General features: G+C 37.4%; 18 protein-coding genes. 5 read left to right on the top strand and 13 right to left on the bottom strand.

What is annotated here, in order from left to right; genetic code table 11:
• Window positions 1-11 precede the first annotated feature (11 nt).
• Window positions 12-2,834 (top strand): S8 family peptidase, encoded by a 2,823-nt coding sequence (locus ASE74_RS06275; RefSeq protein WP_055905807.1) that lies wholly within the window; start codon window positions 12-14, stop codon window positions 2,832-2,834.
• Window positions 2,835-2,920: 86 nt separating this feature from the next.
• Here the strand turns inward: ASE74_RS06275 and ASE74_RS06270 are convergent, their stop codons facing one another.
• The 3 genes from ASE74_RS06270 to ASE74_RS25080 form a co-directional block, all read right to left on the bottom strand.
• Window positions 2,921-3,385, bottom strand: coding sequence for a hypothetical protein (locus tag ASE74_RS06270; RefSeq protein ID WP_157255358.1), 465 nt, complete (start codon window positions 3,383-3,385; stop codon window positions 2,921-2,923).
• A 202-nt stretch (window positions 3,386-3,587) separates the two neighbouring features.
• Window positions 3,588-3,875, bottom strand: coding sequence for a hypothetical protein (locus ASE74_RS06265; RefSeq protein ID WP_055905804.1), 288 nt, complete (start codon window positions 3,873-3,875; stop codon window positions 3,588-3,590).
• The gene (locus ASE74_RS25080) at window positions 3,841-4,005 is read right to left on the bottom strand and encodes a hypothetical protein (RefSeq protein WP_235526020.1); all 165 of its coding nucleotides are present in this window, start codon (window positions 4,003-4,005) and stop codon (window positions 3,841-3,843) included. Before ASE74_RS25080 ends, ASE74_RS06265 begins: the two co-directional genes overlap by 35 nt.
• A gap of 298 nt (window positions 4,006-4,303) precedes the next feature.
• Between ASE74_RS25080 and ASE74_RS06260 the strand changes: the two genes are divergently transcribed.
• On the top strand, window positions 4,304-5,956 hold the full coding sequence (locus ASE74_RS06260) for a M28 family metallopeptidase (protein WP_055905801.1): 1,653 nt from the start codon (window positions 4,304-4,306) through the stop codon (window positions 5,954-5,956).
• An 82-nt stretch (window positions 5,957-6,038) separates the two neighbouring features.
• Here ASE74_RS06260 and ASE74_RS06255 read toward each other — a convergent pair whose 3' ends face one another.
• Both ASE74_RS06255 and ASE74_RS06250 read right to left on the bottom strand, forming a co-directional pair.
• Window positions 6,039-6,641, bottom strand: coding sequence for an outer membrane beta-barrel protein (locus ASE74_RS06255; protein ID WP_055905798.1), 603 nt, complete (start codon window positions 6,639-6,641; stop codon window positions 6,039-6,041).
• Between the two features lie 316 nt (window positions 6,642-6,957).
• Window positions 6,958-7,515 (bottom strand): NADPH-dependent FMN reductase, encoded by a 558-nt coding sequence (locus tag ASE74_RS06250; protein WP_055905795.1) that lies wholly within the window; start codon window positions 7,513-7,515, stop codon window positions 6,958-6,960.
• Between the two features lie 107 nt (window positions 7,516-7,622).
• Between ASE74_RS06250 and ASE74_RS06245 the strand changes: the two genes are divergently transcribed.
• Window positions 7,623-8,825: an MFS transporter gene (locus ASE74_RS06245; protein WP_055905792.1), complete on the top strand. Its 1,203-nt coding sequence runs from the start codon at window positions 7,623-7,625 to the stop codon at window positions 8,823-8,825.
• Between the two features lie 51 nt (window positions 8,826-8,876).
• On the opposite strand, the gene ASE74_RS06240 is transcribed toward ASE74_RS06245, so the two are convergent.
• The 7 genes from ASE74_RS06240 to pyrE all read right to left on the bottom strand — a co-directional run bounded on the left by ASE74_RS06240 (window position 8,877) and on the right by pyrE (window position 18,842).
• Complete coding sequence (locus tag ASE74_RS06240) at window positions 8,877-9,506, bottom strand: outer membrane beta-barrel protein (protein WP_162235796.1); 630 nt, start codon at window positions 9,504-9,506, stop codon at window positions 8,877-8,879.
• 161 nt (window positions 9,507-9,667) lie between these two features.
• Window positions 9,668-10,297 (bottom strand): hypothetical protein, encoded by a 630-nt coding sequence (locus ASE74_RS06235; protein WP_055905786.1) that lies wholly within the window; start codon window positions 10,295-10,297, stop codon window positions 9,668-9,670.
• 11 nt (window positions 10,298-10,308) lie between these two features.
• Window positions 10,309-10,962, bottom strand: a complete 654-nt coding sequence (locus ASE74_RS06230) for a hypothetical protein (protein ID WP_055905783.1) — start codon at window positions 10,960-10,962, stop codon at window positions 10,309-10,311.
• Window positions 10,963-11,112: 150 nt separating this feature from the next.
• Window positions 11,113-13,713, bottom strand: coding sequence for an ATP-dependent chaperone ClpB (clpB, locus tag ASE74_RS06225; RefSeq protein ID WP_055905780.1), 2,601 nt, complete (start codon window positions 13,711-13,713; stop codon window positions 11,113-11,115).
• 1,220 nt (window positions 13,714-14,933) lie between these two features.
• A complete protein-coding gene (locus tag ASE74_RS06220; RefSeq protein ID WP_055905778.1) occupies window positions 14,934-17,612 on the bottom strand; it encodes an alpha-L-rhamnosidase in 2,679 nt (892 codons plus the stop codon).
• 139 nt (window positions 17,613-17,751) lie between these two features.
• Complete coding sequence (locus ASE74_RS06215) at window positions 17,752-18,150, bottom strand: SRPBCC family protein (RefSeq protein WP_055905775.1); 399 nt, start codon at window positions 18,148-18,150, stop codon at window positions 17,752-17,754.
• 26 nt (window positions 18,151-18,176) lie between these two features.
• Window positions 18,177-18,842, bottom strand: coding sequence for an orotate phosphoribosyltransferase (gene pyrE / locus ASE74_RS06210; RefSeq protein WP_055905772.1), 666 nt, complete (start codon window positions 18,840-18,842; stop codon window positions 18,177-18,179).
• A 284-nt stretch (window positions 18,843-19,126) separates the two neighbouring features.
• Here pyrE and ASE74_RS25075 point away from each other — a divergent pair, with 284 nt between their 5' ends.
• Together ASE74_RS25075 and ASE74_RS06205 are read left to right on the top strand one after the other, a co-directional pair.
• Window positions 19,127-19,303 carry a hypothetical protein gene (locus ASE74_RS25075; RefSeq protein WP_235526019.1) on the top strand — a complete coding sequence of 59 codons (177 nt, stop codon included), beginning with the start codon at window positions 19,127-19,129 and terminating at the stop codon, window positions 19,301-19,303.
• Between the two features lie 139 nt (window positions 19,304-19,442).
• Window positions 19,443-20,486 (top strand): NAD(P)-dependent alcohol dehydrogenase, encoded by a 1,044-nt coding sequence (locus ASE74_RS06205; protein WP_055905769.1) that lies wholly within the window; start codon window positions 19,443-19,445, stop codon window positions 20,484-20,486.
• A gap of 75 nt (window positions 20,487-20,561) precedes the next feature.
• Here ASE74_RS06205 and ASE74_RS06200 read toward each other — a convergent pair whose 3' ends face one another.
• Window positions 20,562-21,428, bottom strand: a complete 867-nt coding sequence (locus ASE74_RS06200) for a hypothetical protein (protein ID WP_055905766.1) — start codon at window positions 21,426-21,428, stop codon at window positions 20,562-20,564.
• Window positions 21,429-21,678 lie beyond the last annotated feature (250 nt).

The following is a 21,678-nucleotide window of genomic DNA, read 5'->3' as shown; positions in this document are numbered from 1 at the left end:
TAAAATATTTATTGAAAGTCACTACTGTATTTTTAGTTTTATTCTTTTGTCTGTCTGCTTTTGGTTCAAACGCACAGGTACAACCTGCTGGAATAGAAAAATATTTTGAAAAATATATTTCAAAAGGTGTTAATTTTCAAAAATCACCAGCCGATTCGTTGGTTTTAGTTCGGTTTAACCGTAGCTTAACAACCCGGGAAATTGAGTTATTGCACCCAAAAAAGAAGCTTGCCAGCGATTATTTTATTGTCGAAAAATCAGCTGTTTCCAACCTATCCAAAAATGTAATTGATCAGCAACAGGCTAATGCCCTTTGGAAAGCCAGTGATCGGTTAATGAAAGTGCTGAACAATGCAACAAAAAAGAGTGATTCCGTTCGGGTAAGGCTTTCTTTTAAAAACACAAATGAATTAACAGTTGCCGCTAAAAACCTTAATGTTAAAGCAATAGATTATGCTAATAATATAGTAACAGTTGATATTTTGCCATCGGATTTACTGTTGGTGCTGGAAAGTGATGGTATATTATATGCGGATACACTGCCGGTTGCCAAAACAGAGGTGGTTATTAATGGGCTGGATTTGAGTTTAAATCAGATTTCTAACGCCCATATTCTTTTTCCAGGTATTGATGGCAACGGAATCAATGTTTCTTTTAAGGAGGGAATGTACGATGCAACCGATCTTGATTTACTTGGGAAAACCGTACCAGGAGCAATTATAGGTAAAACACCTACCAGCCATGCCACCACAATGGCCACGCTGGCATTAGGCAATGGCAATTCGTTTATCAGGGGGTTAGGGGCTGCACCTAAAGCTAGACTTGCATTTTCTGATTTTTCTAACCTCATGCCCGATTTAGCTGCTGATTTAAACACGCTTAAAATCAGTGTCCAAAACCATTCTTATGGTACTGATATTGATAACGATTATGGCATGGAAGCCGCTGCTTACGATAAGCAGATTTATGAAACGGATACGATGATCCATGTATTTTCTGCCGGAAATAAAGGAACAACCACGCCCTCAGTTGGCTTTTATCAGAAGATTAACTCAAGGGCTAACCTCACCGGTAATTTTAAACAGGCCAAAAACCTATTGGTTATTGGGGGCATTAGCAGGGAAGATGTATCTGAGAGTTTGAGCAGCAAAGGCCCGGCTTATGATGGCCGCGTAAAGCCCGAGCTTGTTGCTTTAGGCGAAGATGGAACCTCAGGCTCGGCCGCAATTACGAGTGGATCAGTTGCTTTACTGGAACAATTTTACCAACAAAAATATAAAAAAGCTGCTTCTGCACCATTAATAAGGGCAACACTGATCAATTCTGCTGATGATTTGGGAACGCCACAAGTTGATTTTGTGTACGGCTATGGGAAATTAAATGTAACCCAATCGTTAAAAACTTTAGATGAAAACCGGGTTGCAATGTATGAGGTTGCCAAAAACCAGGATCTGGTAATTCCTTTAACTATTCCTGCCAATGTAACCGAAGCTAAGCTTACCATTACCTGGAATGATCCTCCGGCAACTGTAAATGCCGCACAAAGTTTGGTTAATGGATTGGATTTAAGTCTCCAAAGCCCATCAGGAAGTGTAACCCTACCGTGGGTTTTAAGCAGTTTCGCTAATTTAGATTCCCTTTCAAAGCCTGCGGTTAGAAAAGCGGATGTAATTAATACTATTCAGCAGATCAGCGTGGAAAACCCAAACCCAGGTGTGTACCAGGTTCATGTTAAGGGAAACAGGATTGCAACTGGCAACAATCAGCGTTTTGCATTGGCTTACCGTTATAAAATGAAGAATACTTTCTCTTTCGTGAGCCCGGAAAAAGATGAATACTTTTTTGCCAATGAAGGAAATTACATCCGGTGGGAAAATAATTATTCAAGCAAAAGCGGAAACTTGTCTGTAAGTTATAATGATGGAACTTCCTGGGAATTAATAGCATCGGGAGTGGATTTAAGCAAGGGTTTTTATAATTGGGTTGCGCCTGATTTGTTTTCGAAAGCGATGGTAAAAATGGAAGTAGAAAGCAATGTAATCATGAGTCAAACCTTTGTGATTTCTAACCCAAGATTACTAAAGGTAGGGTATGCTTGTAAGGATGGTATTGTGCTAAATTGGAATCCACAGCCTGGTGCCAAAGATTATACACTCTATAACGTGGTGGATAAGGTACTTACGCCGGTTTTAAACCTTACAGATACCCTTGTGAAGCTGGATATTAATAAAATTTCGGGAAAGTATTTTGCCGTGGCCGCCAACGGTACGGGGTTTACAGGGTTAAAAAGCTATACCATCGATTATACCCAACAAGGAATTGCCTGTTATGTTAAAAGTTTGTCGGCTTCGGTTATTGAAGATAAAATCAGACTTGATTTGAGTATTGGAACCACGTTGGATTTAAAAAATATCATTTGGGAAAAACAGACTGGCGTAAATACGTTTACACCTTTACAACAGACTAAACCTGTTCAAAATCAATTGGATTATGCTGTTTTTGATGATAAACCAAAAGCGGGAATACAGTTTTATCGGGTTACATTCGAAACGGCCAGTGGACAGGTGCAAAGCGATCTTGTTTCGGTGGTTTACCTTAAAGAAGATCAATTTGCTTTCTTTCCCAATCCAGTAGCCGATTATTTAACCATTCTGAGTGGATCATTCGAAGATTATAGTCTGGCTATTTTTAACATTTTGGGGCAGAAGGTTTTCGAAGAAAAGGCAACAAGTTCTAATAAATTTGCCCTCAATGCATTATCTACAGGTGTTTATGTTGGTGTTATTAATAAAAACGGACAGCAATTGAAAAAATTTAAATTAATTAAGAAATAGTTAAATTATATATACTTCTTGTAAGGGTTAGGTATTACCTAAACTTAGCTTTGTTATATTTAAATCCATAACCAATTTGTTCAAAATTATTCTTTGGAGATGCTGTAAGTAAGGTTTGTATCTAACTTAGTAGGTAAAGCTTGTGGCCGATTATATTCTTTTATATAATGGATCAGGTTTTTCCGGTCACAATCTGATAGACTATCTAAAGTTTTAATTTTATTACTTAAAAATCGCTCACTTTTGAAATATCCTTTATGTTTGCTAATAAAGATAAAGTCTCTTAATTTAAGGCTGTCCATTTTTGATAGCTCAAAGTAAGAAGGTACTTTGGGGTAATATCTTTTTTCTTGCTCTACATGACAGCTTCTGCAGCCAATGTTAAATTCAAGGTCACTTCCTTTAGCTAGGTAAAGAGCATCGCAAGTATCGACTAACATTTTAGCACGATTTTTAGTAGCTGCTTCTTTATTATTTTTACCTGTGCAGCCAATTATAAATGAGATAATTAACAAACTACCTAAACTTAGCCTTATTATATTTGAAACCATTGGTATGGGGATTTATAACTTTCGTTTATTTTTCAGGTATTGTATTCGAAGCATCTTCAGGTGTTCTTAATATATACAAATGTGGCCGGTTATATTCTTTAATGTAATGGATCAGGTTTTTACGATCACAATCTGATAGACTATCAATTTTTTTAAGCCGTTGTTTTGTAATCGGAGCATCTTTATATAAACTAAGGTTCTTTTAATGCTTAATGATGAACAAAAAATCTCTTAATTTTAAACTATCCATGCCAGAAACCTCTTTCATAGTAAGCAAATCAGGTGTAATTCTTTTATCTCTCTGGGTGTGACAGTTTATACATTTAATGTCTTCTCCAATTTGAGCTGCTTTTTCTACATTTAGCTTACAGGTATCTGTTTTCGTTTTAGCCAGCGCCTCAGATTTATCATTGTTTCGATTTATACAGCTTAAGGTAAGTAAGACCAGTAATAGATTACCTAAACTTAGCTTTGTTATATTTAAATCCATTGGTGGGGTTGTTTAAAAATCTTCGTAAATTCTCTACTGTATTTAAACTTGGGTTAGCGTAATGAATGCCACCGGAAAGTTTTTTGCCCTGGGCTAAAGCAACTTTTGCAAATAATTGGTTGAGCGTCATTTTGTTGCAGGTTAAGGTGTAGGCATGTTGTATAAAATATAATTTTAAATCGTAAAAATAATGTAGGATGATTTTGCTTAAAGGCAATAGTATCTACTAATATACACTAATATATAGTTAATACTACAATTATCTAATCCAAACATTTTTCTTGAAATTTGATGGAGACCCCAGCAAAATTATTATTGTAGGCTTATAGTTGATAAATGCCAGTCGTTTAACTAAACCTGCATCCTTTTAGCATTTTCTTCGTATTTTTCAACAAATCATACCAATCATTAGAAACTAAGTTGTATAAATGAAAAAACTCCTACTACTTTCTACCTCTGCACTCCTTTTTTTAAGTGCTTGCAGGCAAAATACCCAAAGTACAGAAAACGTTCCTGATTCTTTGGCGATAAAAGCCATAAATGATTCTAGTTTAACCCAATATTTAGCTGTTATTGCTGCGGATAGTTTGGAAGGAAGAAAACCCTTTACTGTTGGCGAAACCAAAACCATTAATTATTTAAAGGCACAGTTCGAAAAATTGGGCTTGGAACCTGGTAATGGAAAGCGTTTTTTTCAGGAAGTACCGATGGTTGAAATTAAATCTGTACCTGAAGATAAAATGCTATTTAAGGGAAAAACAAGTTCTTTGGTGCTAAATTACTTAACCGATTTTGTTGCCGGAACAAGGCGTGTACAAAATGAAGTGAGCATAAATAATTCGCCACTGGTTTTTGCTGGGTATGGCATTGTTGCACCCGAATATGGTTGGAACGATTATGCCAACCTTGATGTGAAAGGAAAAACTGTTGTGGTGTTGATAAATGACCCTGGATTTGCAGATTCTACTCTGTTTAAGGGTAAAAATATGACTTATTACGGCCGTTGGACGGATAAGTTTGAAGAAGCCGCAAGGCAAGGTGCTGCCGGAATTATCATTGTGCACGATACTGAACCTGCCGCCTACCCCTGGACTGTTGTACGTAGCGGATGGTCGAAATCTAAACTTACCCTGCAAAGCGAGGATAACGGTATGAACCGAAGTATTGTGGAAGGTTGGATTACTTTGGATAAGGCAAAACAGTTGTTCGCAATGGATGGCAAATCATTTGATGAGCTGGCTTTAAATGCCCGTAAAAAAGGTTTTAAAGCTGTTGATTTGGGTATCACTACCTCATTAAAAGTTAAAAATACCATTAAAAAATCGGTTACCTATAATGTGCTGGCAAAAATACCGGGCGACAAACGTAAAGATGAGGCCATTATTTATTCGGCCCACTGGGACCATTTAGGCGTGGGAGAAAAAATACAGGGCGATTCGATTTATAATGGAGCGGTTGATAATGCAACAGGCGTGGCATCTCTTTTTGAAATTGCTTCAGCCTTTAAAAAATTACCTAAAGCTCCTGGCAGAACGATTTTATTTATTTCATACACTGCTGAAGAGCAAGGTTTATTAGGGTCTGAATATTATGCCAAGCATCCTGCCTTTCCTTTGGCAAAAACTGTTGCCAATATTAATATGGATATGATGGGCATTGCCGGTAAAACCAAAGATATTGTAGTATATGGTTTCGGCCAGTCTGAACTGGAAGATTATGCAGCAGAGGCTGCTAAAAAGCAGGGGAGGGTTATTGTGCCAGATCCTGTTCCGTCATCAGGTTTGTATTACCGATCAGATCATTTTAACCTGGCCAAGGTTGGTGTGCCGTCGCTGTTTACAGGTTCGGGAGTAGACAACATTAAAAACGGAAGGGCATGGGGATTAAAACAGGTTGCAGATTTTACCAAATTCCGTTACCATTCTCCTCAGGATAATTTTGATGCTAAAACATGGGATTTATCTGGCATTATAGCAGATGTTAGGATGCTTTTCGATTTGGGTTACCGCATCAGCAATGAAGATTCTTACCCTAAATGGAAAGATGGATCGGAATTTAAAGCCATCAGAGAAAAGAAATAAACAAAAAGCGTCCCGATTGGAATAACCGGGACGCCTTTTGAAAAAAAGTCATTTATTAAGTTTTTCTATTGGATAGACTTAATTAAAAGTAGAACTGTACACCTAATCTTGGTGCAAAAGTATCAGCATTTAAGCCAAAACTGTTTGTTTTTAATTTAGCACCTGTTCCTTCAGCTTTAATAGTGTAGTTTTCATAACTTAAACCTTTAACTGAAAGTTCGATACCGATTTTTTTAGTTGGAAAGAAAGCAAAACCTGGAGCAACTTCTACACCGATTTTAGTTGTAGTTCCCAATTTTACTGAGTTATCGCCATTAGCATCTGTTGCTTTTAACTGCCCGAAAGCCAATGGAACAGATAATTGGCCGAAAAATTTAAATTGATCTGATAAACCAACATAGTAACGACCGAAAGGAGCAACTTTAAAAGCACCATCTTGTGTTTTTTCGCTAACTGTTTTATTGTATTCGTAACCTACACCTGTACCGATTGCAAAATTGTTGCTGATAAAATAACCAACACTTGGTAATACTGTAAAGCTGAAATCTGCTTTTGGAGCGCCGTCAACTTTTGTAGAATTTACACCTACGTTACCACCTAACATAAAATTTCCTTTTTCAGTTTGTGCTTGTGCACCATAAACTAAACCTGCTACTGCTACTAAAGATAATAATAGTTTTTTCATCTTTTTTATTATTTATTTGTTATTAAAATATAGTCAATTTTGTAAATTTAATGTCTGACTATGTTCGCCTAAAAGTCAACACTTGTGCCAAAAAACATTGCTTAGGTCATTAAAAAATCAGTTTTTGGACAACTGCTTCACTCACAAACAGATGTAAATTTAATGTTAAGTCAATATTATTTTCGTGTGACTAAAAATCAATCGATCGATTAATTTTTTAAGCATGACAGATTGACAATCTGACTTTTTTTGTATAAATGTCAGATTTATTTGTAGCAGAATTGGCAGGTTTTAAGGAAAGCTTCTTTAGGTATTATTAAACTTTTGATGCTGAAATTAAATTTTCAATTTTCTTTTTAATGATGCTGATGGTTTTCTCATCTGTTAGGTTTCCTTCTGCATCAAATTTATTTTGTGCTTGCGCAATCAAAACTTCTGGTTGTAAAACAGGGTTCATATTTAAGAAAGTAAAAACGGGCAGAAAAGCGGCCTGCATTCTTACCGTTCCCCACATGCCCTGTGTTGCACCCATTAAAGCCACAGGTTTATGCATTAGTGGTGAGTCTTTTCCACGGCTTGCCCAATCAATGGCGTTTTTTAATCCGCCTGGGATAGAATAGTTGTATTCAGGCGAAACAATAATAAAGGCATCGGCACCTGCTAAAGCTGCTCTAAATTTTACTACGCTTGCTGGTCGTTCTTCAACTTCAGGTAAATCTTCATCAGCATTATAAACAGGGATATCATGATAAGCTACAATTTCGAAATCGATACCTTCAGGAATCAAGCTACCTGCAACTTTAAGTAACATTGCGTTATAGGAGCCTTTTCTTAAACTTCCACATAAACCAACAATTTTTCTATTCTTTTCCATAGTTATTAAACCGCAACGTTATAAAAATGTTTGGTTTTTGCAAGGACAAGGCGCAAGGTTTAAGAATTTATAATTGCTACTTTTGATGGTATTAGTATACCGATTTTATGAATGAGCCTACATCTACCACCTCCATTATTGAAAAAACCGTTTTTCCGATACTTTTTGCTTTAAGTTTTTCGCACCTGTTAAATGATACGATTCAATCGTTAATTCCTGCAATTTACCCCATCATTAAAACGAGTTATCATTTAAGTTTTTCGCAAATTGGTTTAATAACGCTTACCTTTCAACTGGCTGCATCGCTGTTACAGCCATTTGTAGGTTTATATACTGATAAAAAACCTCAGCCATTTTCGTTGGCCATTGGAATGGGTTTTACCCTGATCGGATTAATTTCGCTTTCGCAATCAACCCATTTTTACACAATACTGCTTTCTGTGTGTTTTATAGGCATAGGTTCTTCCATTTTTCATCCTGAAGCATCACGGATGGCACATGCGGCCTCCGGAGGGAAGCGGGGATTGGCACAATCCGTTTTTCAGCTGGGCGGTAATGCAGGCAGCTCTTTAGGGCCTTTGTTAGCGGCTTGGATTATAGTTCCTTACGGGCAGTTCAGCGTAATCTGGTTTTCGGTCATCGCATTGCTGGCCATTATCATTCTTACTTATGTGGGCAACTGGTATAAGGGTTTTATGCTTTCAAGAAGTAAAAAGGTAAACATACAAGCGGTTGTGAGTCAGTTTTCGAGACAAAAAGTGATTTTTTCTGTATGTATTTTGCTCTTGCTTATTTTTTCGAAATACTTTTACATGGCCAGTTTAACCAATTATTTCACTTTTTACCTGATTGATAAATTTCACGTTTCGGTACAAACTTCGCAGATCTACCTGTTTGTATTTTTGTTTTCGGTAGCAGCCGGAACATTGCTCGGCGGACCAATTGGAGATAAAATAGGAAGGAAATATGTAATCTGGGCATCTATTTTAGGTACTGCACCATTCGCATTATTGTTGCCACATGCAAGCCTGTTTTGGGTAGGGGTATTGATTGTTCCAATAGGAATGATTTTGGCATCGGCATTCTCTGCAATTTTAGTGTATGCACAGGAATTAATCCCAGGGAAGGTAGGATTAGTGGCAGGACTATTTTTCGGCTTTGCCTTTGGTATGGGCGGCATAGGGTCGGCATTATTAGGGAAACTGGCCGATTCTACAAGTATTGAATATGTATTTAACATTTGTGCGTTTCTGCCATTAATCGGCTTGTTAACAGGTTTATTGCCTAACATAGAAACGAAAAAGAAATAAAAAAGCCCATTCTTTTTATAAAGATGGGCCACAATTTTGACTGTTGAGGAGTTAAAAAAGGATATAAATCTTAAAGCCAAGGTTTTTGATGAATCCTTGACTGCTTAAATTGAATGAGGTGGTTTCGGTTTTGGTGATCACGTTGGCATTATTTGTTTCGTTTATTTCGTTTTTAGCATACACAATGTCTGCTGTTAATAAACTGGTTTCTAACGCAAATCTTTTTGATAGAAACCAGGTAATACCTCCATATGCACCTACATTATATTGGTTACTGGTTGAGCTGTATTGCGAATAGCTTTCAGGTAAATTATTGTTTTCACTGTGTGTGTAACCGGCTCTTCCTCCAGCATATGCAAACAGGGTTTTTACCAATGGGAAATAATGCTGATAACTTAAATTGCCGCCATAACTTTTTTGCTCTTGCTTTACATTATCGTTCGTATTATATTTATTTAAACCATAGGTTAAATCTAATCCAAGCTTATCATTATCTTTAAAGAAATAGCCATATCCAAGGCTGAAGCTATTATTTTGGTACTTGTTTTCGTAATTTGCACCAGTATTTTTGTTTGTGGTAGAGTTAATACCAAAGCTTAAAGCGTTTGTTCCTTTTGTTTGCGCGAAACCGCATAGGGAGATACCCACGGCCATAGCCGTAACCAATAATTGTTTTTTCATTTTCATTTGTGTTTTTTGTGTATCCAATGATAAAATAAAAAAATGATATTAACTATTGCTTTAGTTGTGTTTTTGTTAAGTTATTGATTATCAGCAATAAAAAATAAAACCAATCTGTTTTATTAGATCGGTTTTAAGTAATAATAAGACTTATTTGTGTACTATTTAGCGTTTGCGCTCAGAATAAAATAGTACATTTCAAGAGGAGTGGAGTTACAATCGCCTCCTATATTTCCGGTAATTGATTTAATCTTTCCGTTTTCTTCGGGGAAAATACTTCTGTTGTATTCGATCTGTGCGCCACCTATCGATTTAATCTTTCCATTATCTTCTTCAAAAATGCTCTTGTAGTATTGTATTTCTACCTGGCCAATTGTCTTGATTTTTCCATTTTCTTCGGGGAAGATGCTTTTGTAGTATTCAATTTTCTTATCCCCGATAGATTTCACTTTACCATTTTCCTCAGGGAAAATACTTTTATAGTATTCGAATTTCTTATCTCCGATAGATTTAATCTTTCCGTTCTCTTCGGGGAAAATACTTTTATAGTATTCGAATTTCTTATCTCCGATAGATTTAATCTTTCCGTTCTCTTCCGGGAAGATGCTTCGATAGTACTCTATTTTTTTATTGCCAATTGTCTCTGGCTTCCCATTTTCTTCGGAAAAAATACTTTTATAATATTTTATTTCAGTGCTTTCTGTTGTTTGGGCTTTCACATTACATATGTAAGTGAAGAGCAGCACTAAGCTTAAAATTCTTAAGCTTAGCAGATTGAATATTTTTCTCATTCGATCAAAAATTAGAAGTGAATATTGATGGTGAAGGTAGGGGTAAAGTTATCGAGTGCCAACCTCAGGTTATTTTTCTTGTCGAAGTTGTACAATGATTCTTCGGCATAATAATTTTGGTGGAAGAAGCTTAAAATTGGAAACGAAAACTCGATACTGGAATCGTTAGTAAGCATATAGGCAAAACCTGGACTTAAGCTTGCCCCAAAGCCTTTTGCACGAGCATCGGTACGGATAAGATAACCTTCATCGTCAATTCTATTGAATGTATTAATCTGGAGGAGCAAATTAGCCTGTACAAAAAACTTGAAACGTTCTTTCACGTCGACATATCTGCGTATGAATGGAGAGATGCCGAAGCTAAATTCTTTTGGACCATAGCGATCTTCGTATCTTCCATCTTCTTCATCCCAGGAAATATAACTTTCGCCACGTAGTTTGTAAAGATTTAAAGGGATCTCCAGGCCTATAGCAAAATTATTGGCCAAAAAGTAACCTCCTCTGGGTGTTGCAGTAAAAGTGTTTAAGCTTGGTGAGGAGTTGTTCTGTTTAGAAGTTCCAAAACTTAAACTCAAACCAGCAAAGCCGGTTCCTTTTTCAGTTTGGGCATAACAGCGCCAACTGACGGCGCATAGCAGTGCCATGATGATTAATTTAGGTTTCATTTTATTTGTGTTTTTGTGTGTAATCAATAATAACCATTATTGAAACAAAAAGCAAGAAAATGAACGGTTATATTAGTTGATTTAAAAGGTGTTTTTTAAACAAGAAAAAACCGCCCCAATGTAGTCGGGACGGTTTTTGATCGGTACATTTTAACCAGCATTTTGGTTCAGGAAAACAAAATTATGATCGAACATATCCAACTTAATTTTGCTGTCTTTATCTATCTTTCCTGCCAGTATCTCTTTTGATAGCTCATTTAAGATTCTTTTTTGGATAACCCTTTTCAGCGGTCTGGCACCAAACTGAGGATCGTAACCCAATTGCGCCAGCCAATCTAAAGCTTCCTCACTGGCATCCATTTCTATACCCATTTCGGCCAGGGTTTGTTGTACCTGTTTAAACTGTAAGCTTACAATATTTCTAATTTCACTTCGGTTTAACGGGGTAAACATAATCAGCTCATCAATCCTGTTCAAAAACTCCGGACGAATGGTTTGCTTTAATACCTCGAACAATTCATTTTTGGTTTTAGCAATTACCTCATCACGGTTTTCATCACTTAAATCTTTAAAATTATCTTGTATTAAATGCGCACCAATGTTAGAGGTCATGATGATGATGGTATTTTTAAAATTCACTGTTCTACCTTTATTATCGGTTAAACGTCCATCATCCAAAACCTGCAGCAAAATGTTAAATACATCCGGATGTGCTTTTTCAATTTCATCAAGCAATACAACCGAATAAGGTTTGCGTCTAACTGCTTCGGTTAACTGTCCACCTTCATCGTAGCCTACATATCCCGGAGGCGCACCAATTAAACGCGACACGGCATGGCGCTCCTGGTATTCACTCATATCAATCCGGGTGAGGGCATTTTCATCGTTGAATAAAAATTCGGCCAATGCTTTTGCCAATTCCGTTTTTCCTACACCTGTTGTACCTAAGAAAATGAAAGAACCAATTGGTTTACGTTTATCCTGTAAACCTGCACGAGAACGGCGGATGGCATCAGAAATGGCTTCGATGGCTTCATCTTGCCCGGCTACGCGTTGGTGTAACTCTTGTTCTAAATGGAGCAGTTTTTCCCTTTCACTTGCAATAAGTTTTGTAACCGGAATCCCCGTCCAACGGCCAACCACACCGGCAATATCATCGGCAGTAACTTCCTCTTTAAGCATTCGGCTATCCGTTTGCTGACTTTCTAAATCGGCTTTAAGTTTTTTAACTTTATCTTGTGCCTCTTTAATTTTTCCGTAACGGATTTCGGCAACTTTGCCATAATCTCCGGCACGTTCTGCCTGTTCGGCTTCTAATTTGTAGTGTTCTATCTGCTCTAAGTGCGTATTTACAGCATCTACCAAATCTTTTTCGCCTTGCCATTTTGCTTTAAATTCATCGCGCTCTGCTGATAAATTTGCAATTTCTTCTGATAGCTCTTTAACTTTTCTATCGTCTTTTTCACGTTTAATGGCTTCACGTTCAATTTCCAAACGCATAATCTCGCGGTCTAAAGCATCCACATGCTCTGGCACACTGTCCATTTCCATGCGCAATTTTGATGCTGCCTCGTCCATTAAATCAATGGCCTTATCTGGTAAAAAACGGTCTGAAATGTAGCGCTGACTCATTTCTACAGCTGCAATAATTGCTTCATCTTTAATTCTTACTTTATGGTGTGTTTCGTAACGCTCTTTTAATCCACGAAGGATAGAAATTGCATCCTGGGTATCTGGTTCTTCCACCATTACTTTTTGGAAACGACGCTCCAATGCTTTATCTTTTTCTAAATATTTTTGGTATTCGTCTAAAGTTGTCGCACCAATTGCACGTAATTCTCCACGGGCAAGGGCAGGTTTTAAAATGTTTGCGGCATCCATTGCGCCTTCGCCACCACCAGCACCTACTAAAGTGTGTATCTCATCAATAAACAAAATAATGTCGCCATCACTTTGGGTAACCTCTTTAACAACAGCTTTTAAACGTTCTTCAAACTCGCCTTTGTATTTTGCACCGGCAATAAGTGAGCCCATATCTAGTGAATAAACCACTTTGCTTTTTAAATTTTCAGGCACATCGCCTTTTATAATTCTAAAAGCAATCCCTTCGGCAATGGCGGTTTTACCTACACCTGGTTCACCGATTAAAATAGGGTTGTTTTTAGTTCTACGGGATAATATTTGGATTACGCGGCGGATTTCTTCATCACGGCCGATAACTGGATCGAGTTTTCCGCTTTCTGCATATTCGTTTAAATTCCTGGCATATTTGCTTAAAGCCTGGTAAGTAGCTTCGGCATTCTGATCGGTTACGCGGTTATCGCCACGCAATTCTACAACGGCTTTCTTAAGGTCTTTTTCGTTAACACCTTGCTCTTTTAATAACTTGGAAGTGCTGTCGTTAACGGTAAGAATACCCAATAACAGGTGTTCTACTGATACAAATTCATCTTTAAATTCTTTTAAAAACGTTTGCGCTTTCTGTAAAACGCTATTGGCATTTGATGACAGATAGACATTGCTTCCACTCACTTTAGGGAATTTGGCAATCTCTGCATCAAGATTCTGATTTAAGGAATTAAGGTTAACGTTCAGTTTCTTTAAAACATAAGAAACCACGTTTTCATCAACAGTAAGCAAACCTTTAAGCAGGTGTGCCGTTTCAATAGCCTGTTGCTGATTGCCTTGGGCTATTTCAGAAGCCTGTTGAACTGCTTCCTGGGCTTTTATGGTAAAATTGTTGAAGTTCATATTTGCTTTTAAGTCAAAACAAATGCCATATTGATTTAGATTTTTAAATCGGAAATTTTGTCGGTAAGTTTGAATTTTTTATGACTAATTTACTGATAATTAGTGTTTTATACTGAAAATTTGTCGTGCATGGTTTAATTGTTTTGTTTTAATGGAGACTGGGAAGTGTCAATTAATTAATTGCAACTGAAAACTTAAACTGCTAAATGAAAACTGCCAATTGAAAACTATAAACTGCTAATTGATTTGGGCGTTCCCCATCCCGATGAAAAATCGGGAAAGGGGCGGGCTTTGCAGGGCTGCGCTTCGCTCCGGTAACGATGAAGGATCGGCACTGAACCCTTACAATCCCTAACGCGGTATTTAGCTCAGTTATCTATCCCGCGGTGAGAAATTGTTGCCAAAAAGCACTGAAATTGCTGATTAAACCTGATAGAACGAAAAGCCCGGAGACCGATTTTTCCATCGGGCGAGGACTTGGAGGGATAGCAGGACTACCGGAACCTAAATGTGCAGGAACCTGATTTCCAAAATAAAATCAATGAAATTACTTTTTACAAAGATGCTGAAACAAGTTCAGCAGGACGGATTTAGGTAAGGCAATAAAAGTGAATAAATTAATACATTCTTATAAAACCACAGAATATCGTTTCACGATCTATTATCATGGTTGTTTGATCAAAAAACTGAAACTGAAAACTGTAAACTTCCAACTGATTGGGGCTTTACAGGGCTGCGCTTCGCTCCGGTACCGATAAAGGATCGGCACTGAACCCTTACAATCCCTAACGCGGTATTTAGCTCAGTTATCTATCCCGAAGTGAGAAATTGTTGCCAAAAAGCACAGAAATTGCTGATTAAACCTGATAGAACGGAAAGCCCGGAGCCCGATTTTCCATCGGGCGAGGACTTGGAGGGATAGCAGGACTACCGTAACCTAAATGTGCAGGAACCTGATTTCCAAAATAAATCAATGAAATTACTTTTTACAAAGATGCTGAAACAAGTTCAGCAGGACGGATTACGTAAGGAAATAAAAGTGAACAAATTAGTACATTCTTGTAAAACCACCGGGTATTTTCTCTTTGCGTCTTCCTGAATTCGTTTCATGATCTATTATCATGGTTGTTTGATCAAAAAAACTCAAAATGAAAACTATAAACTGCCAACTGATTCCTAGATTTAGACCTCGCAGGTTTCGAAAACCTGCGAGGTCTGGATTATTTACCTGCTTTTTGTTCTATTATATATTTCCCTGCGGCAAAATCTAATTTTCCGGTATTGCTTGGCTTGCCATTTATATAGTTACTCAGGCCACGCGTAAGTGGCAGATTAATTGTGGCTGTAGAATTAGCAGGGATAGTGATATCGTATCTAATTCCATTATTAATCCGCTTCCACGAACTGATAATTTTACCATAAGGACCAATATGGCTGGCTTCGAAAGCGTTTAATCCTTCCATCACGTGTGGGCTCAAAATTACATGTTTAAAGCCCGGCTCTTTTTCGTCGGGTTTAATTCCTCCTGGTGATTTGTATAACCAGGCACCAATTTCTCCAAACATAATGTGGTTCATCGAGATATCTGATTTTGCATCAATTGGCCAGTTTTCATACAATGTTGTGGCTCCGTTTTCCATCCACCATCCCCAGCTTGGATATGTTTTTTGAGCGGCAACCTTATAGGCAATATCGCTGTATCCGTTTTCACTTAAAGCATTTAAAATGGCTTTAGTGCCCAATAAACCAACATCTAAATGAAACTCATCGGCTTCTACGCGTTTAGCTAAATTTTCTGCAACTAAAGCAACTGATTCTTCTGGAACGATTTTCCAATAAAGCGGCACACTCATCTCAGTTTGCACACCGGAAGCATAAATTCCTTTTTCTTTATTTAAATATTTGGTGTTAAAGGCGTCTTTAATTTTTTTGGCCAATGCCATGTATTTTTCATAATCATCGTTTTTGCCTAAAATTTTAGCTGCTTTAGCCAAAATAACCACATCAGCATAGTAATAACAGGTAGAGGTAAGTTCGACAGGGGATTTAGATTTGACCGGAATCCAATCGCCCAACCCCCAAGTAGTTAAGCCAGTAGGATAGGTTTCGTCGATATGGTTTACATATTTTCTGATGTTTTCGTAACAGTCGGCAAGTAATTTTTTGTCGCCATAAAACAGGTAAATATTCCATGGTATAATGGCAATTGTGCTTGTCCAGTCGGGGCCATTGCCCCATTCGTAGCCCCAGCCATCGGTTGGAATAATAGATGGTAAAACACCATTTGGCTGTTGTTCATCACGGTGATCGGCAAGCCATTTTTCATAAATGGTGATGCCATCAAAGCCATATAGTCCGGTTTCTATGGCAATTTGTGCGTCGCCGGTCCAGCCGTTTTTCTCTCTCTGCGGGCAATCGGTTGGGTAGCCAAAAAGGTTAGATAGGTATGAATTGTTGGTGGCGTAATAGATTTTGTTAATAATCGGCTCAGAAGATTTAACATCGCCAGCAACCGGCACATCGCTGTGCATAAAATAACCCACTAAATCTTCTTTTTTTAATTCGATAGGCGCTGAACTGGTTACTTCTACATATTGAAAACCCTTGTAATTAAAATGCGGCATGAAACTTTGTTTACCCTTTCCGTTTAAAATCAAAATATCGGTTTGAAAGGGATCTGTATTATCGGTGGGGCGATAATGAGCATCAATATTTGAAATATCTACATGCCCGTTGGGGTATAAACGTTCGCCATGTTTTAGTTTTATTGTAGTTCCTGCCGGGCCATTTACGGTGATTTTACTCACTCCGGAAATATTTCTGCCCAAATCGAAAAGATACGTGGTATCATTAAACTTTCTTAAACTTTTACTGGCTATCTCTTCTACATTTCGAATGGGGTGTAATGCCTGTGCAACAATATTTTTCGATGGGGCAGAGCGGTACATCACTTCTTTCCAATCTTTATCATCAAAACCAGGTGTATTCCAGCCTGATTTTTCTAAACGTGCGTCGTAATGTTCGGCTGTATAAATGCTGTTAAAAACAATCGGACTGAGTGCTGTCTTCCAATCTTTGCCTGATTTTATGGTTTCAGTTGTGCCATCTTCATAGCTAATGCGTATATCGAGGCAAAAAGCAGGCCTGTTGCGCCATGGGGCACGGTCAAAATACCATACAGCGGTTGATTGGTGGTTGTACCATCCATTTCCTAATAATACCCCAACGGCATTTTTACCAGATTTTATGGCGTTGGTCACATCATAAGTTACGTACAATGTTCTCCTATCGTAACGGGTATACATAGGATCCATACGGTGGTTGCCAATTTTATTGCCGTTGATCGATAGTTCGTAAAGTCCGCCTGCTGCAATATAAGCCCTTGCCGATTTTATTTTTTTTGTAGTGTTAAAGGTATTTCTAAAATAGGGAGCTGGTTTAAGCCTGGTGTTTTCAGTATCGGAAATCCATGCCCCTTGCCAGTTTTCCATTTTCATCATGCCTGTTTCAAAACTGGCAATCGCTATTTTATTGGATTTCTTTTTGTTTCCATCGGCTATATCAACCCTCCAATAATATTTAGTAAAAGGTTTTAGTGATTGACCAGAATAAACAACAAGATTTTTATCTGAAGTTACCCAACCGGTATTCCAAAGTTTGCCGCCAGCTTTAACAAGTAAAGTAGAATCGGTATCAACCAGAATACGATAGGCAGTTTGCTTTGCACCCTGGCTGCTATCATTCATTTGCCAGGTAAAACGTGGATTGGGATTATCCAAACCGATAGGATTAACCAAGTATTCGGTTTTTAATGCGGTGAGTGATGTTTGTGCAAATGTTTGTGAAACAGGGATAAGGGCAAATACTAAGGCAGTTACCTGTAGAAATCTGAGGTTCATAGTTTAAAGGTTATTCAAAAACTAAGGTATTAAAATAATATGCGGATAAAAGAACAGCAATGGAATTTTTACGCATAAAAAAAGACGAGCTTTTACTCGTCTTCAATGTATGTATTCAGTTTAATCTGAGAACCAATCTTTAGCCTAAAATTTCTTTCAGTTTTTCTGTTTGATGATCAGCAAGTTTTTGTAAAGGGCCAGAGGCCAACATTTTCATCATCATATTTAAATCTGCAGAAATGATGTGTTTTGCTGTAGTGTTGCCATTTCCATTATCGGCAACTGTCCATTTTAATTCTACATCGAAAGGTGCTTTTTCGCTCGGAATTGCTGTTATTTCTTCATTTTCTACCCGGTTAGAGATTTTAATGGCCAATTTTGCCATATTCTGAATGGTAAAACGTGCATCATCTTCAGTAGATTCCCAGTTGTAAATGTTTTCTGGCATCAATTGCTGATGATTGTTCATATTGGATAGAAAAGTATAAACCTCTGAAACCGGTTTATTAACTTCTACTGTGCTTTCAATAACAGTCATTATATATTTTTATAGATTTGTTTTACTTAAGACTGGGAACTTAAAGTCTGACCCTGGCCCCATTCTGAAGGGTTTAAGCGCCATTTGCCTAATAATTCCATGTCGTTTTTAGCAATAATGCTGTGCTCTGCAGCGTAATCGATTAAGGCAGCATAATTTGATAAAGTTAAGTAACGGCATTTTGCAGCTGCAAAATTTTCGTCTGCTTTTTCGAAACCGTAAGTGAAAATTGCAGCTAAACCGGCTACAGATAAACCAGCGGCTCTTAAAGCTTCAACAGCTTGTAAACTACTTTTACCTGTAGAAATTAAATCTTCAATAACCACCACACGTTGGCCTTCTACAACTTCACCTTCAATTAAACTTCCGGTACCGTGCTCTTTAGCTTTTGCTCTAACATAGATAAATGGTAAACCCAGTTCCTGAGCCACCAAAACGCCCTGAGGGATGCCAGCGGTTGCAACACCTGCAATTACATCAACCGAACCGAATTCTTCCTGAATGGCCTGTGCCAGTTTCTGGCGGATGTATGTTCTAACCTGAGGATGAGAAAGGGTAATTCTGTTATCGCAATAAATTGGCGATTTCCAACCCGAAGCCCATGTAAAAGGGTTATTTGGTTGTAATTTGATTGCTTTTATCTGTAATAAAAATTCCGCTACCTTTAATTCAATATCACTTTTATTATACATGGTTCAAAATTACAGATTTATTTGTGTTTGTCATAACGTTTATTAAACCCCAATGTTTTAAAGGGCATAAAAAAAATGTAGAAAATAATTCGATTTCAACATTCAAATGTTTCAAATATCGGAAATTCTGATGAATGCTAAAACTTATTTCTTGCCACTCCTTGTAAATCAAGAGGATAAAGAATTGGAAGTGTTGAAAACACTAAAGATTATATTGTAATTATCATATTGTTCCGTTTGTAACAATGAATAATTCGATCTGTCTTAAGAGATATCACTAATTTATGATAGTTTTAAAATCCGATTATTTTAGTTCGCACGAACGCCTTACGCTTTTTCTCAACGAGAACCATATTAAACGCGAAGATATTTTAGTGATCACCCAAGACCAAGGGATGTTTACAATCTTTTTTTACGCAGATGATGCTATAAAAGAAATTACACATGGCTTGTTCTCCTGATATATTTTGATCTAGTCCTCTTTAATAACATACTTATACCATACCGTTGTTTGAATTTTGCAATGAATTATTTGATTTGTGTAATCGTTCCTAACAAAGGGCTGATTACATTTGTTATGGTTAAATAAATAAAATTTTTATGATAGCAACAAAAGGATATGCGGCACAAAATGCCGGAACAGATCTTGCACCCTGGAATTTTGAGCGCCGGGAAGTAGGTCCTCATGATGTTCAATTTGAAATACTTTTCTGTGGCGTTTGTCACTCAGATCTGCATCAGATTAAAAATGACTGGTTTCCTGGGATATTCCCGATGGTTCCCGGACACGAGATTGTAGGCCGGGTTATTCAAGTTGGAGATCATGTTAAAAAATTCAAAGTAGGTGATCTTGCCGGTACAGGTTGTATGGTAGATTCTTGCCAGGTTTGCGAAAACTGTAAGCAGGATTTAGAACAATACTGTTTAGAAGGCAATACGCAGACTTATAACGGTTTGGAGAGAGATGGTAAAACGCCTACTTATGGTGGATATTCTGATTCGATCGTAGTGCGTGAAGAATTTGTACTTCATGTTTCTGATAAATTAAATCTTGCTGCTGTAGCACCGCTTTTATGTGCTGGTATTACTACCTACTCTCCGTTAAGACACTGGAAAGTAGGAAAAGGCCATAAGCTTGCCGTACTTGGTTTAGGTGGTTTGGGCCATATGGCAGTAAAATTTGGCGTAGCATTTGGAGCTGAGGTAACTGTATTGAGTACTTCACCTAAAAAAGAAGAAGATGCTAAAAAGCTTGGTGCACATCATTTTGTGGTAACCACCGATCCTGAACAGGTTAAAGCTGCGAAAGGTACTTTCGATTTTATTTTGGATACAGTATCTGCAGAGCACGATTTTAACATGTACCTTTCTTTATTAAGAACAAATGGTACACATATCTGTGTGGGTGTACCGCCAAAACCAGCAGAAATTGCCGCTTTTAGTTTATTGGGCGGTAGAAAAAGTCTTGCAGGATCGGGTATCGGAGGAATTGCCGAAACTCAGGAAATGTTAGATTTTTGTGCTGAAAACAATATTGTTTCTGATATCGAAATGATCGATATGAAAGACATTCACCATGCTTATGAACGCATGGAAAAAGGGGATGTTCGATACCGCTTTGTAATTGATATGGCTACTTTATAGCTATAACTTAGTATTTTAATAGGGATTTGGAACAGCATCAGCTGATTTTAAATCCCTATTTTTTTATAGATCGATCTACTCTGCAGCGTTCTGCTTTATAAATTCAGCTATCGTAATGTGATGATCAGATTCTACTTTAAAAATCTGTTTCCTGTTTTCGGCCAGTAAATTCTGAAGTGTGCTTACTGAATCTTTAAGGTAGGAAATGGATAGCATGCGAGAAATGCGGCTTCTTATTTTATCTGCCATAAATACTTCAATAAGGATCAGGCTGATTAAAAACATATAGTGTGTTAAAATCAGGTTATTGGTGTTTTTGCCAAGGGCAGGCATCCCGATCGAACTGAAAATGGCATCTATAACCAATGGAATACCAATAATGGCAATTAACGAAAATGCACTTAACTTTAAGGTGATGCGTTTTTCTGCAAGTTTCATCTGTTCATTAAAGGCAGAAAACTTACTTTGAAAAGGAGTATTGCGGTTATTTTGTTGTTGCTCCAGTTTCTGCAAATCCTTTCCATGTGCTATGTCGATTTTGCGCACCTGCTCCACAATAAAAGATTCCGCATTGTTGAGTTTTTCCTGGTCTTCTACTATCGATTCCTGCTCTGCTATAATTTTATCCATCACCATCAAATCTTCCGGAATGCCATGGCGTAACTTCTGTTCTGCGGCAATAATGCGGTTATCCAATTGTTTAAACTGTCGTTTAAGCTCGGCAATTTCTTTGTTGTAATGCTCTTTTTTGGAGCTGTAATCGTTTTCCAGACTATTGAGTGCTGAAGCATACTCAAAATTTGCCAACAACTGTTCATTGCCAGCAAATCGCTGATAAAGCCCATTTAATTTGATAAAGAGTTCTCCTGTTGATTTTTCTGGGTTTGAAAGATCAATCTGGTATGCTTCCAGATCTGTTTCGGATAGTGAAGGTATTGGCATGGCAGATTAAAAGGTTAAAATTATGAAAATATTTGTCGTTGAGTGAATTATTCGCCATTCTTTTCCAACTGATTATAAATATTGAGCAGTTAAACAATAACATTTTTGAAATTCATTTCTTCTTCAAGAAAATATTTATATATTTGTACCAAGCAAGGGGTGAGAGCCTTGCATCAATCTTTGATTGAGAGCGTTAATTTAGATAAGGTTACAACATTAATTGTTGTAACCTTTTTTTTTTACCATGTAA

Source organism: Pedobacter sp. Leaf216 (genome assembly GCF_001421515.1).
Classification (GTDB): Bacteria; Bacteroidota; Bacteroidia; order Sphingobacteriales; family Sphingobacteriaceae; genus Pedobacter.
The sequence above is the reverse complement of the archived record's forward strand: the minus strand, read 5'-3'. Positions and strand labels throughout refer to the sequence as shown.